General features: G+C 65.9%; 12 protein-coding genes. 7 read left to right on the top strand and 5 right to left on the bottom strand.

The annotated features are described in order from the left end of the window. Positions 1-5: 5 nt before the first annotated feature. Positions 6-1,361, top strand: coding sequence for a GTPase HflX (hflX, locus tag I5E68_RS10495; protein ID WP_197163570.1), 1,356 nt, complete (start codon positions 6-8; stop codon positions 1,359-1,361). Here hflX and mazG read toward each other — a convergent pair. Next, complete coding sequence (gene mazG, locus I5E68_RS10490; RefSeq protein WP_197163568.1) at positions 1,338-2,144, bottom strand: nucleoside triphosphate pyrophosphohydrolase; 807 nt, start codon at positions 2,142-2,144, stop codon at positions 1,338-1,340. The two genes, hflX and mazG, sit on opposite strands and share 24 nt — an antisense overlap. Before the next feature lie 67 nt (positions 2,145-2,211). Further along, positions 2,212-3,972 carry an acyl-CoA dehydrogenase C-terminal domain-containing protein gene (locus I5E68_RS10485; RefSeq protein ID WP_197163566.1) on the bottom strand — a complete coding sequence of 587 codons (1,761 nt, stop codon included), beginning with the start codon at positions 3,970-3,972 and terminating at the stop codon, positions 2,212-2,214. A gap of 236 nt (positions 3,973-4,208) precedes the next feature. On the opposite strand from I5E68_RS10485, the gene I5E68_RS10480 reads away from it, so the two are divergent. Continuing rightward, on the top strand, positions 4,209-5,084 hold the full coding sequence (locus I5E68_RS10480) for a DUF1838 family protein (protein WP_197163564.1): 876 nt from the start codon (positions 4,209-4,211) through the stop codon (positions 5,082-5,084). Positions 5,085-5,130: 46 nt separating this feature from the next. On the opposite strand, the gene I5E68_RS10475 is transcribed toward I5E68_RS10480, so the two are convergent. After that, complete coding sequence (locus I5E68_RS10475; protein ID WP_197163562.1) at positions 5,131-6,057, bottom strand: DUF1838 family protein; 927 nt, start codon at positions 6,055-6,057, stop codon at positions 5,131-5,133. A gap of 83 nt (positions 6,058-6,140) precedes the next feature. Beyond that, positions 6,141-7,397, bottom strand: coding sequence for a serine hydrolase domain-containing protein (locus tag I5E68_RS10470; RefSeq protein WP_197163560.1), 1,257 nt, complete (start codon positions 7,395-7,397; stop codon positions 6,141-6,143). Positions 7,398-7,570: 173 nt separating this feature from the next. On the opposite strand from I5E68_RS10470, the gene I5E68_RS10465 reads away from it, so the two are divergent. From I5E68_RS10465 to I5E68_RS10455, 3 genes are read left to right on the top strand one after another with little or no spacing between them, the layout of a single operon-like run. Further along, positions 7,571-8,842 carry an alpha/beta hydrolase-fold protein gene (locus tag I5E68_RS10465; protein ID WP_323982132.1) on the top strand — a complete coding sequence of 424 codons (1,272 nt, stop codon included), beginning with the start codon at positions 7,571-7,573 and terminating at the stop codon, positions 8,840-8,842. 49 nt (positions 8,843-8,891) lie between these two features. Continuing rightward, positions 8,892-9,920, top strand: coding sequence for a DUF1838 family protein (locus I5E68_RS10460; RefSeq protein WP_197163558.1), 1,029 nt, complete (start codon positions 8,892-8,894; stop codon positions 9,918-9,920). 2 nt (positions 9,921-9,922) lie between these two features. After that, positions 9,923-10,642, top strand: coding sequence for an SDR family oxidoreductase (locus I5E68_RS10455; protein ID WP_197163556.1), 720 nt, complete (start codon positions 9,923-9,925; stop codon positions 10,640-10,642). Between the two features lie 51 nt (positions 10,643-10,693). Here I5E68_RS10455 and I5E68_RS10450 read toward each other — a convergent pair whose 3' ends face one another. Then, positions 10,694-12,904 (bottom strand): beta-glucosidase family protein, encoded by a 2,211-nt coding sequence (locus I5E68_RS10450; protein ID WP_197163554.1) that lies wholly within the window; start codon positions 12,902-12,904, stop codon positions 10,694-10,696. 260 nt (positions 12,905-13,164) lie between these two features. Between I5E68_RS10450 and I5E68_RS10445 the strand changes: the two genes are divergently transcribed. Beyond that, the gene (locus I5E68_RS10445) at positions 13,165-14,565 is read left to right on the top strand and encodes an MFS transporter (RefSeq protein WP_197163552.1); all 1,401 of its coding nucleotides are present in this window, start codon (positions 13,165-13,167) and stop codon (positions 14,563-14,565) included. Positions 14,566-14,587: 22 nt separating this feature from the next. Further along, the gene (locus I5E68_RS10440) at positions 14,588-15,421 is read left to right on the top strand and encodes an alpha/beta fold hydrolase (protein WP_197163551.1); all 834 of its coding nucleotides are present in this window, start codon (positions 14,588-14,590) and stop codon (positions 15,419-15,421) included. Positions 15,422-15,448: the final 27 nt, after the last annotated feature.

Raw genomic sequence — 15,448 nt, 5'->3', positions numbered from 1 at the left:
ACCCATTGAACGATGATCTTCAGGGCGAGGTCACGCGCGGTGCGCGTGCCCTCGTCGTCTATCCGCACATGCGCGCAAGCGCCCGGGGCAGCGCCGAGCTCGACCCTGAAGCGCGCCTCGAAGAGGCCAAGGGTCTTGCCCTCGCCATCGGGCTGGTCATAGCCGAAGCCCAGGTCATTCCGATCCGCGAACCGCGTCCGGGCACGCTCTTCGGCGAAGGCCAGATCCTCAACATTTCGACCGCCTGCGAACTGCACGAGGCCGAGCTGATCGTCGTCGACGGCTCGCTCTCGGCGATCCAGCAGCGCAACCTCGAGGAAAAGCTCAAGCGCAAGGTCATCGACCGCACCGGGCTGATCCTCGAGATCTTCGGCGAGCGCGCGGCGACCGCCGAGGGCCGCCTGCAGGTCGAACTGGCGCACCTCGACTATCAGGCTGGCCGCCTCGTGCGCAGCTGGACTCACCTCGAACGCCAGCGTGGCGGCTTCGGCTTCCTCGGTGGTCCGGGCGAGACGCAGATCGAGGCCGACCGGCGCATGATCCGCGACCGCATGGGTCGCATCCGCCGCGAGCTCGAGCAGGTGCGCCGCACGCGCGGGTTGCATCGCGACCGGCGCGAGAAGGCGCCTTGGCCGGTGGTCGCTCTGGTCGGCTATACCAATGCCGGCAAGTCGACGCTGTTCAATCGCCTGACCGGTGCGGGTGTCTTCGCGCAGGACCTGCTCTTCGCGACGCTCGACCCGACGATGCGCGCGATCCGTCTTCCCGGCGTCGAGAAGGCGATCCTGTCCGACACCGTGGGCTTCATCTCGGACCTGCCGACCCAGCTCGTCGCGGCGTTTCGCGCCACGCTCGAAGAGGTGACCGCAGCCGACGTGATCCTGCACGTGCGCGACATCGCCAACCCTGATACCGAATCGCAGAAGCGACAGGTGCTCGGCGTCCTGAGCGATCTCGGCGTCATTCCCGATGGCGAGGCCGAGCTTGACCCCGAGGCCGATCCCGAAGAGCCGATCCCGATCATCGAGGTCTGGAACAAGTGGGATTTGCTCGAGGCGGAGCAGGACGAACTCCTGCGCGAGACGATGGCGCACCGCGATGGCGAGACTATCGTTCCGGTTTCGGCACTGACCGGCGAGGGCTGCGAGAACCTGCTCGAAGTCGTCGGGCACCAGCTCAATGCCGGAGCCAAAACTTACGAGTTCGTTCTGCCCGCTGCCGATGGCCAGCGCATCGCCTACCTTCACGCGCGCGGCGAGGTACTTTCCGAAGAGCCCGCGGGTGAGGGCGAGCAGGGGCCGCTGATGCGCATCTCGGTACGCCTCAGCGAGCGCGAACTAGGCCGTTTTCGCGCGCTCTGAGGCCTTGACTGCCTGCCAGTAGGCTTCCTGGTCGTCGAGGGAGAGCGCTGCGAACTCGCGTCCTTCCCCGGCAGCGAGGGTCTCCATCGCGCGAAAGCGGCGTTCGAACTTGGCGTTGGCGGCGCGCAGCGCGTCCTCGGGCGCGATGCCGTTGAGGCGCACCGCATTGACCGCGGCGAAGAGCAGGTCGCCCGCTTCCTCGAGCTTGTCCGCTTCACCGGCTTCGGCCAGTTCGTCGAGTTCCTCGACGACCTTGGCGGCGGCTCCCGAGGGATCGGGCCAGTCGAAGCCGACACGGGCTGCACGCTTTTGCAGCTTCTCCGCGCGCATCAGTGCGGGCAGGGCGACCGCGACGCCGTCTACCGCGCTCGTCTCGCCCTTGGCGGCGCGCTCCTGTGCCTTCAGCTTCTCCCAGCGCTCGGTCTGGCCCATCGCCTCGCTGGCATCTCCGAAGATGTGCGGATGGCGCGCCTCGAGCTTGGTCGAGATCGCATCGGCGACAGCGGCGAAGTCGAATGCACCGCGCTCCTCGGCCATGCGGGCATGGAACACCACCTGCAGCAGGAGGTCGCCCAGTTCCTCGCGCAAGGCAGGCAAGTCCTCACGAGCGATCGCATCGGCGACCTCGTAGGCCTCCTCGATCGTATAGGGCGCGATCGAGGCGAAATCCTGCTCGCGGTCCCATTCGCAGCCACTGACCGGATCGCGCAGCCGCGCCATGATCGCGAGCAGGCGGTCGACCTGCGCGTGGTGGTGGCGGGCGGCGGGATCGTGTTCGTTCATCTGGGCCTCGGGCTGACGTTTGGGGGCACGGGTGTGCAGATCTTGTACGTGGTGCCCCCTCTAGCCCTCAGAACAGCTCGGCGTCCATCGCCATGATCGTGGCCGGGCCAGCCTCGACCTGCGCTGCCAGCGCGAGCGCCTGGGGTAGCATGCGCGCGAAGAAGAACGCGCCGACCTGCTGCTTGCGCTGTGCGAGCGGCGTGTCGAGCCCTTGTGCGGCGCGCATCATCCGCAGCCACATCCAGCCCAGCGAGACCAGCGCGAAGAGGCGCAAGGTATCGGTCGCCGCAGCGCCGAGCGCGCTGACGTCGCCCTTGTTCTCGACCAGCATCGCGACGATCCGGCGCAGCGCCGCGATGGCATCGGCAAGCGCCTCGCCATGGCTTTCGAGCAGCTGGTTGCCGGCCAGAGCGGCGATGTCGGCCTCGATCCCGGCAACGTAGCGTTCGAAGGCAGCGCCGCCGTCGAGCGCGAGCTTGCGCCCGACGAGGTCCATCGCCTGAACGCCGTTGGTGCCTTCGTAAATCTGGGTGATGCGGGCATCGCGCACGAACTGTTCCATGCCCCATTCATGGATGTAGCCGTGACCGCCGAAGACCTGCTGCGCGATGACCGTGGTCTCGAAGCCCATGTCGGTGAAGGCGGCCTTGATGACCGGGGTCAGCAGCGCGACCATGGCATCGGCCTCGGCGCGCACGGCCGCGTCGGGGTGGCGCGAGGCCACGTCCATCTGCATCGCGGTCCAGGTCGCCAGTGCGCGCGCCGCCTCGGTGAAGCCGCGGCCCGTGAGCAGCATCTTGCGCACGTCGGCATGTTCGATGATCGCGACCGGTGCGCGGCTGCCGTCCGCTGAGCGGCCCTGCAGGCGCTCGCGGGCATAGTCGGCTGCCTTCTGCACCGCTGCCTCGGCAAGACCGAGGCCCTGGATGCCGACGAAGAGGCGCTCCTTGTTCATCATCGTGAACATGGCGTTGAGCCCGCGACCAGGTTCGCCCACCAGCCAGCCGATGGCCTCGTCGTAGTTCATCACGCAGGTGGGCTGCGCGTGGATGCCCATCTTGTGCTCGAGCGCGCCGACCGACATCGTGTTGCGCGCGCCCATCGAGCCGTCTTCGTTCTTGAGGAACTTGGGGACGAGGAACATCGAGATGCCCTTCACGCCCGCCGGTGCGTCGGGCAGGCGGGCAAGCACGAGGTGGACGACGTTGTTGCCGAAGTCCTGATCGCCCGAGGAGATGAAGATCTTGGTCCCGGTGACCTTGTAGCTGCCATCGCCGACCGGCTCTGCACGGGCGCGCAGGAGCCCGAGGTCGGTACCTGCCGAAGCCTCGGTCAGCGCCATCGCGCCGCAATCGGTGCCGGTGACGAGCCCGGGCAGCCACTTGGCCTTGAGCTCGTCGCTGCCATGGTGCGCGAGCGCTTCGGCAGCGCCGCTGGTGAGGCCGGGGAACAGGCCGAAGGAGACGTTGGCCGCCGAGACGATCTCGTCGAGCAGGATCTGCAGCGTGCGCGGCAGGCCCTGACCGTCATATTCGGGACTGCCCGAGAGGCTGGCCCAGCCGGCCTCGACATAGGCATGGTAGGCCTCGGGGAAGCCAGTGGGCGTGGTGACGAGGCCGTCGGCAAGGCTGGCGCCTTGTTCGTCGCCCGGCAGGTTGAGCGGGGCGAGCTTGTCGGCGGCAAAGCGGCCGGCCTCATTGAGTACTTCGCCGGCGAATTCGGCGGTTACCTCGTCCCAGTCGGGTAGAGCGGCGATGCGCGCATCGTAGTCGAGAACGCTGCCCAGCAGGAACTTCATGTCCTCGATCGGCGGGGTATAGCTGCTCATCTGCGGTTCCTCGTGTCTTGGTATGCGCATCAAGGGCGCCTTTCGCGCGCCTGCGAATTCGCCTGCGCTAATGTATCAAACGGTCGTTACAATCAAGGTCGATTGCGTTCGGGTGCTGTTTTGCGGCGTTGCTGCAAGACCTCGCTGGCCGCTTGGCGGATAGGGCTGCGATACCATGTTATCACTCGTCAAACCGTGCCGATGCTGCCACGATCCGAGAGCAGGGAGCGGTGGAAATGCAGATCGACAGGCGTGGACTGATCGGGACGGGGATAGCGTCGGCAGCGATGTTGGCGGCGACGCGGGGGAGCGCTGCCAGTGCGGGCGATGGGTCAGGCAGCCGGGGCAGCGGACAGCCGCTCGAGCTCGATAGCATCGCGGGCCGCCAGCGTGCCTTCATGCTGCTGCGCGGCGCGCTCGACGAGAACCTCGTGATGAGCTGGGTTTCGGCGCGTTACTATGGCGTGATCGAGGACCGCATGGACCCGCTCTTCGCGGTAGTCTCGGCTGTGTTCTCGCGCTTTAGGCAGGCGAGCGACGGTGCCTGGGAAGTCTACAATGCCGAGATCGCCTGGTTCACCGATGCCGAGACCGGAAAGGCGCTCGACACTTACACGAACCCTTATACCGGAGAGAGCGTGACGGTGCCGCAAGGCGGCTATCCCCCTTCGAAGCTGCGCATCGGCACCGACCTCTCGCTGCACCTCGAGCGCGAGATACCGGGTCTGACGATGGAGCACGAGGTGCTGCCCTTCGACGTGCGCGGCGACGATGTCTGGGTGACCGAGCGTTCGCGCACGGCGATGGCAGTGCCCGGCGCTGACAAGCCCTTCCGCTATTCGGAGAGCAATACCTTCCATGCCAGCAAGGCGGCGATGGAAGCTCCCGGCGCGACGCGCGTTCCGGTGCAGGTCTCGTTCACCAACGTGTGTTCGTGGCGTCCCTGGCTGAACATGCGCGCGCGCGCCGGACACCTCACCGCCATCGGCGTTGGCGGACACAATGCAAGCTGGCAGCAATTCCCCCCGGCATGGATCGAGGCGACCCGCGCGCGCCGTCCCGAGGTGCTCGAGGACCCGGCGGCATTGCTGGCCCCGCTGTGGGACGCCTGAGCACGAATTAGAGGCGCGGCCTGCTCAAGCGGGGCGCGCCTTCGGATCAGCCCTCAAGCGAGCGCAGGTATTCGGGCACGTCCATGCGCCGCGTGGTCCAGCTCTCGCGGTCGAAGATCTGCGGGGTGAGCTTTTCCAGCGAAGCGCGCGCAGGCCCCGGAATCTCGTCGAGCGACGATAGCTTAGCCCCGACGGAGCGCCCGACCGTGCGTCCGGGGTGATCGCCCATGCCCAGCCAGGGATGCCAGCTCGCCATGTTCTGGAACTGGTAGACCGCAGGCACGTTGTCGCGCGCTTCGTCGAAGGCGTCGTCGATCCCGGTCATGACGGTCGAGAGCGTGTCCCAATAGGACATCGGCCCGCTCCACAGCCTGGGGTATTTCTCTTGGGAGATCGGGTTGGGGATGGCCATGTCGGCCGCGGCATTGAGGAAGAAGGTGCCGCCAAAGGCTTCCATCGTGGCGGGTTTGGGCGTCAGTTCCGCGCCCTTGGCAACAATCCCGTCAGGGCCGGTTGTGACGGTGAAAGGCCCTCCGAGGAACTGCCAGACCTTGCGCAGCTCGCCAGTGATCGGGTTGATCCATTCCTCGAGCGGTTCGTCGGTGCCGAACTTGCAGTAGGCGCCGCATTCGAACGTGCGCGCCTCGTACTGGTTGTCCTCGCGCGGCGTCCATTCGTTGATCGAGAGATGGTTCATCGTGAAGAACGGGATCAGGTTGCCGTTCCCGGCAAAGCCGTAGATGTCGAGGCGGTAAAACACCGGGACGGTCTCGGTCCCGCACGAGCCGCGCACGCGGGCCTGCACCTTGGCGCGCGTCGCCGGATCGGTGAGGCGTTCGGCCACTTCCTCTGGTCGTAGCGATGGCTTTGTCGATGCGCCCGGTGCTGCGCGGGCAAGGCCGGGGGCCGCAGCCAGCGATGCGGCGAGCGGGGCCGCTGCCAGCAGTGTTCTTCTCGATACGGACTGTTCCAAGGTATATCCTCCCTTAACATATAGATTGAGATTGTCGCTCTGCGCGCCGGTTGGCGGGGGGGAGGGACCGACCGGCGCGGCAATCATTCCTTGCCGAGCGGCTTCAGCCCTCGGATCAGCGTGTTGACGAGATAGCTGTTGTCCCATTCCGCCGGATGGTCTGGCCCCGGGCGCGGCGGAGTCGCACCCATGCGCAGCACGATCAGGCGGTTGGCGGGCGAGATCTGGACGATCTGGTTCGAGTTGCCGTCGAACAGGAAGAGGTCTGGATCGAGGTAAGGCTCGGAATGGAGCACCATCGGACCCGGCTGTCCCGGAGCGCCGAAGCCGCGCCGCTGGGCATAGGGCTCGCCGATCCAGACGCCGAGACCGAAATGCGGGTTCTGCTCGGTGCCCCGGCTCATCTGCGCGACGTAGCCTTCGGGAAGGAGACGTACGCCCTCCCAGACACCGTCGTCGAGGAGCAGCACTGCGAGGCGCAGGAAGGTCTCGGCGGGCAGCGTCATGCAGCAACCCGAATGGGCAAGGCCATCGGGCCGGTCGAGCCAGACCTCGCCGCCGAGCGCGCCGAGCGGTTTCAACACTTCGCTCGAGACGAATTCGCCGTAGCGCCTGCCGGTGGCACGTTCGATCAGTTCGGCGATGAGGTCAGCCGGAGCGTTGGCGTAGGAGTAGATCGTGCCGGGCTCGGCGATCATCGGGTAATCCTCGATGATCGCCTTGCCATGTTCGGTCGAGAGGAAGGCAGTGTTGAGCGGGCTCGCCGGATCGGTGCTCACGCTTTGGTGCTGCATCCCCGAGCGCATGTCGAGCAGGTGGCGGATGAGAATGCGCCCCTTCTGCGTGCCGTCCAGTTCGGGGATGAGGCGGGCGATGGGCTCGTCGAGCGAGGTGATCTTGCCCATCGCGATGGCGCGGCCCACCGCAATCGCTGCAAGCGGCTTGGAGAGCGACTTGGACACGAGTTCGCTGTGCACGTCGTTGCCTTCGACATACCACTCGGTCTCGATCTTCCCGTCACGCCACACGATAAAGGCGCTCGAGTTCATCGCCTCGGCATAGGCACGAGCATCCTCGAGAGATGCCGGGTCGATCGAGGGCGCGGCGCGGTGCTCGAACGGTTGCCACCGGGGATCGCCGGGCATTTCTTCCATCGGTTCGTAGACGAACTTGCTGTAGTCGGTGAGGTAGATCTCGAGCCGCTCGCGATAGACCTTCTCTGGGTCGTAGGCTTCATCAGCGGCGAGCGAGGGAGCGACGGTCATTGCGCCTAGCGCGAGCGCCGCGCTCCAGCGTGCGATGCGGCCCTTGCCGACGATACGATCCTTGGATTTCCCCATGTGCGTTCTCCCTGCCTCGCCCGATACAGGTCCGAGCGTGCCCCGGCGGCGTGAACGCTCCGCCATGCTTGGTATGCTTGTCCGACAGGCGAACAGGTCGTGCGGCCAGCCTCGCACCTACCCCACCTTCCTACCGAAGCTGGCGATCGAGAGCTGGGTGATCATGAACCGGCGTGTGGCGCTGGCAGCTCACCACCATCGAGGAGATTGCAGTGAGGGACTTCAAGAGCTTGGGTCGTCGATGTGGCACACTGGCGCTGACAGGGCTGGTGGCGGGCGTGGCTGCGGGTTCGCCAGCCAGCGCGCAGATGCAGATGCCCAAGCTCGATCCGAGCACCTGTGTGACGCCGCCGTTCTACTCGGGTCCGATGCCCTACAAATCGGTCGAGCAGGGCGAGGACCAGCGCGTGACCTTTCGCCTTTGCGCGCCGGACGCCAAGGAAGTTGTGCTCACCAGCTCGGATATCATGGATGTGATCCCGATGGGCTTCCCGCCCGGAACGCCGCAGGGACTTGTGATGCAAAAGGACGCGACCGGGTTGTGGAGCGTAACCACGCCCAAGTCCATCGCCGCCGATACCTACCGCTTCGCGTTCCGCGTAGACGGGGTGAAGACCGTCGATCCGCTGGGCAAGACCTTCTCCGAAGAGCTCAAGGGCATCGATTCCACCTTCGAGGTGACCGGACCCGAAGGCGCCTTTCAGGCCTGGGACCCGAAGATCGCGCACGGCAGCGTCGCGACGCTCGAATACTGGTCGTCCTCGCTCGGTATGAAGCGACGCGCGCACGTCTACACGCCGCCGGGCTACGAGAAGGGCAAGGGCACTTACCCGGTGCTCTATCTCGTCCATGGCGCGGGCGACAGCGACGACAGCTGGACCAGCGTGGGACGGGCGAACCGCATCCTCGACAACCTCTACGCCAAGGGCGAGGCCAGACCGATGATCGTGGTCATGCCCGATGGCCATACCCCGCTGCGTCCGGGGACGATGACGCTCGACAATCCCGACTTCGGCAACGACCTGACGCGTGATCTCATCCCTTACGTCGACAGCCATTACCGCACCGATGCGCGGGCAGATGCAAGGGCGATGGCAGGGCTCTCGATGGGCGGCTCGCATACCTTGCGCAACGGCATTACCCACCCCGAGCTGTTCCACTGGATCGGGGTGTTCTCGATGGGCCTGTCCGCAGGCAGCGCGTTCAACGGCGTCGAGACATATGCCGAAAAGTACGACGCAGCGCTGCGCCAAAGCGCCAAGGAGATGAAGCTGGTCTACTACGCGATGGGTGAGAAGGATTTCCTTTACGAAACCGTCGCCCCGACCCGCGCACTGCTCGACGAATACGGCATTGACCATGTCTACAACGAGAGCGGCGGCGGGCACGAGTGGATCAACTGGCGCCGCTATTTCCTCGACTTCGCGCCGAGGCTGTTCCGCTGAAAACGACAGGGGATGGCGCGGGCCGTCCCGTTGCAGGGAGAGAAAGACGATGCTGTTCGAGACGATGACGGGCGCGGTGTCGCGGCGCCGTGCGCTGGGCGCGCTGGCCGGAGCTAGCGCAGTGGTGCCGGGACTGGCGCTGGGAGGCGTTCAGGCCGGCGCGGCACCGCGTGGCGGAGGGACGATGCGCCCGCTCGACGTGATGGACCCGCGCGAGAACCTTTACGGCTTTGCCAAAATGTGGGGCACGATCGGCGAGAAGGCGGTGATTTCGGCCTACCACGGCACCCAATATGCGATCATCGGCAAAGAGCGCGCGCGCCCGCTGTTCAACTTCTGCGGCTTCGGCAATATCCGCAACGTGATCCAGCCCGACGGCACCGTGAAGGTCATGGGCAAGGAGTGCAGCGTCTTTACCGACCTGCACACCGGCGAGGTCCTCGATACCTGGGACAATCCTTGGACCGGCGAGAAGGTGAAGGTCTATTCGTTCTACAACGATGCCTTTCGCGGGAGCCTTGGCCTCACCAAGAAGGTCTATCAGGTCAACGGCAGCACCACCGTCAACAACAGCACCGGCGAGGGCGCGGGCGAGGCGGCAGAGGAGCCGTTCCTGCTGCCTTGGCAGAAGTTCGGCGACCAGTACCTGCTTGGCTGGGACTACGCGCACGAATATCCCAACCCTGTGACCAAGGCGCTCTGGCCCAAGGCGAGCACGGGCCCGGTGGTCAACCCGTCCGAGCACTTCACGATCTACACCCCGGTCGACGAGATCGACGACCGCTCGCTTGCCTCGGCGCGCTATCATGCGGGCTTTACCCGGCAGGGGCCGTGGTGGCCGTGGATGATGATGGGCGAGAGCGGCGTCGACGGCGTGCTCATGGGCCGCATGCACAGCTACAAGATCACCGGGACCGCCGAGGACATCCTGCCCGCGGTGCGCCGCCACGTCGAACGGGTGCGGCCCGACCTCTTCGAGGAACCCACCGACGGTCCCGATCATGGCGTCGTCGATACCTGGGGCCGCTATGCGCGTGATGTCGCGCCCGAGGTGCCTGCCAAGAAGGGGGGCAAGTGACCATGGCGCAGCAATGCTGGATCGTCACCGGTGCCAATCGCGGTATCGGGCTCGAATACGTGCGCCAGTGCCTCGCCAAGGGCCTGCGCGTCATTGCCACCGTGCGCGACCCGGCTCGCGCCAGGGAGCTGCGCGCATTGGCGCAGGCACATCCCGGACAGTGCCGGATCGAGGCGCTCGATACCGGCAGCGGCGAGAGCATCGATGACTTTGCAAAGCGCATCGCCGGCGAGGCGGTCGACGTACTGGTCAACAATGCAGGGCTCTACGGCGGCAGCTGGGCCAGCGATGCCGCGCGCCAGAGCCTCGAGGGCATGGACTATGCGCTGTGGGAGGAAATTCTGCGGGTCAACACCATTGGCCCGTTCCGCCTGACCGTGGCGCTGCGAGAGGCGCTTTCGCGCGGTGAGCGCAAGCTGGTCGTGATGATGTCTTCGGACCTCGGCTCGATCGCGGACAACACCATGGGCCAGAGCCATGCCTACCGCACCAGCAAGGCTGCGCTCAACATGGTGACGCGCGGACTGGCCATCGACCTTGCGGGTGAGGGGATATCGGTGGTCTCGATGGCGCCCGGCTGGACGCAGACCGACCTTGGCGGCGAGGCAGCGACATGGCCGGTGGCGGACAGCGTCGCAAGGCAGCTTGCCGTGATCGAGACGCTGGGCGCGAAGGACAGCGGCCAGTTCGTCAATCTGCTCGGTGAACCTGTCGCCTGGTAATGGGCGGCAGCGCAGGGGAGCAGACAAACTGCTTCCCTGCGCCACGTCAGTTCAGTCCTTCCAGCTGCGCGCCTTCATCTTGACCGATACCGTCTTGCCCAAGCTCTCGGCATCGCTTGCGGCGGCGAAAGTGTAGGTCCCGGCCGGGATCGTCCACTTGCCGTCCTTCCAGTCTGCGAGCAGGCGCGGGTCGATCTTCATCGAGACGGTCTGGCTGGCGCCCGGTGCAAGGTCCACGCGGCCATAGCCGACCAGACGACGCTCGGCCTTGCCGGCGCGGTCGACGAGGTAGAGCTGGACCACGTCGGCACCCTGACGCTTGCCGGTATTGGTGACCGCGACGCTGGCGGTCATGCTCGAGAGCGTGGGCGTGCCATGCGCGAAGCTGGTATAGCTCAGGCCATAGCCGAAGGGGAACAGCGGCTTCTTGCCAGTGCGTGCGAACCAGCGATAGCCGACGTCCGATCCCTCGATGTTGAAGTTCGCGGGAAGGTCGTCCTTGCCATCCTTGGGGTTGCCGCCGAAGTCGGGCTCGACCCAGTCGGTGCCGTCGATGCGCTGGCGCGGAAGCTGGCTCTCGTCGGCAGGGAAGGTGAGCGGCAGGTGGCCCGAGGGATTGGCATCGCCGAACAGCACCGAGGCGATGGCCTCACCGCCGCGTGTACCGGGGTACCAGGCCTCGACCACGCCCTTGACCTTGTCGAGCCAGGGCATCTTCACCGGGCCGCCGGTCTCGAGCACGACGATGGTGTTGGGATTGGCCGCAGCGACCGCGGCGATCAGAGCATCCTGCCCGCGCGGCAGCGAGAGGTCGGGCACGTCGAGGCCCTCGGTCATCCACTGGGTCGCGAAGACGATGGCGACTTCGGAGCGCGCGGCCAGTTCCGCGGCATCGGTGAGATACTGGCCCTGGCGGTACTTGATCGATGCCTCGGGCACGATGGCCTGCATGGCCTTCATCGGGCTGGAGCGGTGATAGCTCTCCGAGATGAACCCGGCCCAGATGCCCGAGCCTGCGACCGGAAGGCGCGCGGCTGGTCCGCCTTCGCCCATGACCTGGCTCGAACCCGCGCCCGAAAGCACGCCGCCATCGGCATAGCCGCCGATCACCGCGATGGATTTCGCGGTCTTGGCGAGCGGCAGAATGCCCTCGTTCTTGAGCAGGACGATGCCCTGACGCGCGACTTCCTCGGTCACCGCGGCGTGCGCGTCCCAGTCGATCTTGCCGCCCGGTTCGGCCGGGTGCTTGTCGAGTCCGGTCGCGTAGATTGCGGTCAGGATGCGCGCGTTCATGTCGTCGAGCCGCTTCGCCCATGCCGGGTCGCTCTTGGCCTTTGCTGCCAGCTTGTCGGCGAAGAACACGTCGGGATCGACCTGCTCGCCCGACTGCTGGTCGAGCCCGTTCATCGCAGCATCGATCGAGGGCACGGCGCCCCAGTCGGACATGACGAAGCCGGGGTAGTCCCACTCACCCTTGAGCACGTCGTTGAGCAGCCAGTCCGAATTGCAGGCCTGCTCGCCCATGACCCGGTTGTAGGCGCACATGACCGAGCCGGGCTGCCCCTTCTCGATGCCGATCTGGAAGGCGAGCAGGTCGCTCTCGTGCGCGGCAGCGGGCGTGATCTGCACGTCGACGAACTTGCGGCCGGTTTCCTGCCCGTTGAGGGCAAAGTGCTTGATGGTGGAGATGATGTGGTTCGACTGGACGCCGCGGATCGCAGAACCGGCCAGTTCGCCGGTCAGCAGGGGGTCTTCCGAAAAGTATTCGAAAGTGCGTCCGTTGCGCGGATCGCGCGCGAGGTTGGCGCCGCCTGCAAGCAGGACGTTGAAGCCCTTCGCGCGCGCCTCTGCGCCGATCATCGCGCCGCCCTGCTCGATCAGGGCGTCATTCCAGGTGGACGCCTGGCCGACCGCCGAGGGCAGGGCGGTGGAGTAGTCTTTGCGGGCGCCGGTGACCCAGCTCACCCCCAGGCTTGCGTCGGTTTCGCGCAGGGCCGGGATGCCGAGGCGCGGTACACCGTGGATATAGCCAGCACCGATGATCGCGTCCTCGGGGATTTCGACCGCCTTGCCGGCACCGGGCAGCGGCATGATGCCGTGGGTGATGACGGTCTTCTCATCCTGCTTCATGGCCTTGACGGTTGTCTCGGCGCGTTCGCGTGCCGCTGCTAGGTCGACAGCGTCCGCGTCACGAGCTTCGGCCCATGCCGGGGTCGAGAAGGTCAGTGTAATGGCCGTGCAGGCGAGAAGGCGGGATAACATGCTGGAATAGGGCTCCTGTTTCGAGGGCGCGTCAATAGCCGGAATTCCGGCGTCGGATACATTAAAATGAACGTTCACTCAAACCTTGCGGCGATCCATCGTCGGCGCGTTTGTCCTCCGTCAGTCGGATAAATCCGAGCACGTTTAAGGCACGAAACTGTCGATGGCACACATCCGGTACCTTGCGGCTCGGCAGGCATCGCGCCAGCCATTGCCACCACTCCAACATGACCAGAATTGCCCGGAGCACGCCCCCCGAGATGACCGATACCCTCACCGCACCGTCACCAACCGCCCCGGCCAGCACCGGGATCGAGGGCAAGGTCGGCACCTCCGTCCTGCTGCGCTACGGGACAGGCCAGCTTGGCGCGCAGATCTTCCGCGATACGCCGGCCGTGCTCCTGCCCTTGTTCATGACCACGATGCTGGGCGTCGAGGCCTGGCTGGCAGGGCTGGTCGTGCTGATCCCGAAGCTGTGGCTGATCGCCTGCGATCCGCTGGTCGGCGCATGGTCGGACAAGGTGCGCAAGCGCTTCGGTCGTACGCCGTTCCTCGTTGCCGGGGCGATGCTCACGAGTCTTGGCTTCGTAGCCCTGTTCACCCTGACCGAGAGCGCCAGCCCGACACTCTCGGCGGCGTTGACCTGCTTCCTGTTCTTCCTCGCCTCGACTGCCTTTTCGATGTTCTCGGTGCCCTATCTGGCGATTGCCGCGGCCTTGTCGAACGATCCGCACGAGCGCACCCGCATCATGATCTTCCGCATGGTCTTCTCGACGCTCGGCGTGCTGATCGGTGTCGGCGTGGCACAGCCGATGATTTACTGGCTGGGCGGGGGCGAACATGGCTGGACGATGATGGCCTTCACGCTGGGTGCGGTGTGCCTGGTGACGATGCTCGTGACTGCGCTGGGCCTTGCACGGGTGCCGATGATCGAGGACGACATCGCTCCGGGCTCGCTGGTGAGCCAGCTCTCGGCGATCATGGGCAACAAGCCCTATCTGGTGCTGATCACCACCTGCCTGATCCAGAACATCGGCCAGGCCTCCGGCTACACCGTAATCGGCTTCGTGTTTCTATATGCCTTGCAGGCGGTCTGGATCATCCCGCTGTTCATCCTCGTGATGGCGATCGCCGGCATCCTCGCGCAGCCCTTGTGGTTCGTCCTCAGCCGCCGCTGGGGCAAGTCGCGCACTTACGTCTTTGCCTCGTTCTCGTGGATGCTGGTGACGGTCACATGGTACTGGATGGAACCGGCCAGCGACGTGCTCTTCACCCTGCCGGGCGTTGGAGCCTTCGGTACCCAGCACTTGCTCGTGCTCGTGCGCGGGGCGCTCATCGGCATGGTCAATTCGGCCTTCGTGATGCTCGCGCTCTCGATGCTGACCGACACCATCGACTACCAGCGCCGCACCAGCGGGGTCGCCAACGAGGGCATCTTCGCCGGGCTCTTCTCGGCCATCGAGAAGCTCTCCTTCGCGCTGGGCCCGGTCATTGCCGGGCTCGTGATGAGCGCCTTCGGCTTCGTGTCCTCGACCGGCGGCGCTGTCGAGCAGACCCCGCATGCGATCACCGGCATCGTGCTGCTTTATTCGCTCATCCCGGCAGCGCTGCAGATCGTCAGTCTGGGCGTGTTCTCGCGCTACAAGCTGGCCGCCCACTGAACGGCGCGCGCGGAGGATGGTCATGCTGCAACGCCTCTACCGTCCTTCGCGCTTCGGCCAGCTGCACTTGCGGCTGGCCGGCCCCGCCAAGGGGCACGGACCACTGGCGCCGCCGGTGCTGTGCCTCCACCAGACCCCGAGCAACGGGGGGGACTGGGAAGCGCTGATGTGCCATCTCGCGCACGATCGCTGGGTGATTGCGCCCGACATGCCCGGCTACGGCATGAGCGATCCGCCGCCCGAGCCTCTGGCCATTGCCGACTTCGTGGCGCTCATGCGCGATCTCGTCGACGATCTTGGTCCGGCCATGGGCATCGAGGTGCAGGCATTCGACGTGATCGGCCATCATACCGGCTCGGTCGTGGCCACGCAGCTGGCGCTAGACGACGAACGCGTACGGCGGCTGGTGCTGTGCAGCCTGCCTGCTTTCGATGCCGAGATGCGCGCACAGATGCTGGCGGGTCTCGATACGCTGTTCCCCGCGCCCGACGGCAGCCTCGTCCTCGTCGAACGCCTGCGCGCATTTCAGGATGCCTTCGCCGACACCCGCATGAGCGCCGAGCAAAGGCAGGTCGCCATGGCCGAGTGCCTAAGGCTGGGAGCACGCATGAGCTGGGCCTACCGCGCGGTATTCGGATACGACATGCCCGCTGCGCTCGACCGGCTGGACAGGGAGGTGCTGGTCCTCAATGCCCGCGACGATCTGGAGGCGGTCACACGCACGGCCTTCGTCCGCCTGCGTCATGCCCGACTGGTCGAGCTGACCGGTTGCGGCCACGGGTTCCTTGCCTTCGCGGATGACGAATTCGCGCGGCTCTTGCGCGAGCATCTCGACCTGGGGTTGCGCTGCAACTGATTGCATCCTCGTTTTCCTATCCGATGC

Source organism: Novosphingobium aureum (assembly GCF_015865035.1).
Taxonomy (GTDB): Bacteria; Pseudomonadota; Alphaproteobacteria; order Sphingomonadales; family Sphingomonadaceae; genus Novosphingobium; species Novosphingobium aureum.
Note: the sequence above shows the minus strand (reverse complement) of the source record. Positions and strands in the feature narration are given on the sequence as shown.

Coding starts and splice junctions, on each gene's coding strand:
- mazG (WP_197163568.1), bottom strand. CDS start 2,144: ATGAACGAACACGATCCCGCCGCCCGCCACCACCACGCGCAGGTCGAC.
- I5E68_RS10485 (WP_197163566.1), bottom strand. CDS start 3,972: ATGAGCAGCTATACCCCGCCGATCGAGGACATGAAGTTCCTGCTGGGC.
- I5E68_RS10480 (WP_197163564.1), top strand. CDS start 4,209: ATGCAGATCGACAGGCGTGGACTGATCGGGACGGGGATAGCGTCGGCA.
- I5E68_RS10470 (WP_197163560.1), bottom strand. CDS start 7,397: ATGGGGAAATCCAAGGATCGTATCGTCGGCAAGGGCCGCATCGCACGC.
- I5E68_RS10460 (WP_197163558.1), top strand. CDS start 8,892: ATGCTGTTCGAGACGATGACGGGCGCGGTGTCGCGGCGCCGTGCGCTG.
- I5E68_RS10455 (WP_197163556.1), top strand. CDS start 9,923: ATGGCGCAGCAATGCTGGATCGTCACCGGTGCCAATCGCGGTATCGGG.
- I5E68_RS10450 (WP_197163554.1), bottom strand. CDS start 12,904: ATGTTATCCCGCCTTCTCGCCTGCACGGCCATTACACTGACCTTCTCG.
- I5E68_RS10445 (WP_197163552.1), top strand. CDS start 13,165: ATGACCGATACCCTCACCGCACCGTCACCAACCGCCCCGGCCAGCACC.
- I5E68_RS10440 (WP_197163551.1), top strand. CDS start 14,588: ATGCTGCAACGCCTCTACCGTCCTTCGCGCTTCGGCCAGCTGCACTTG.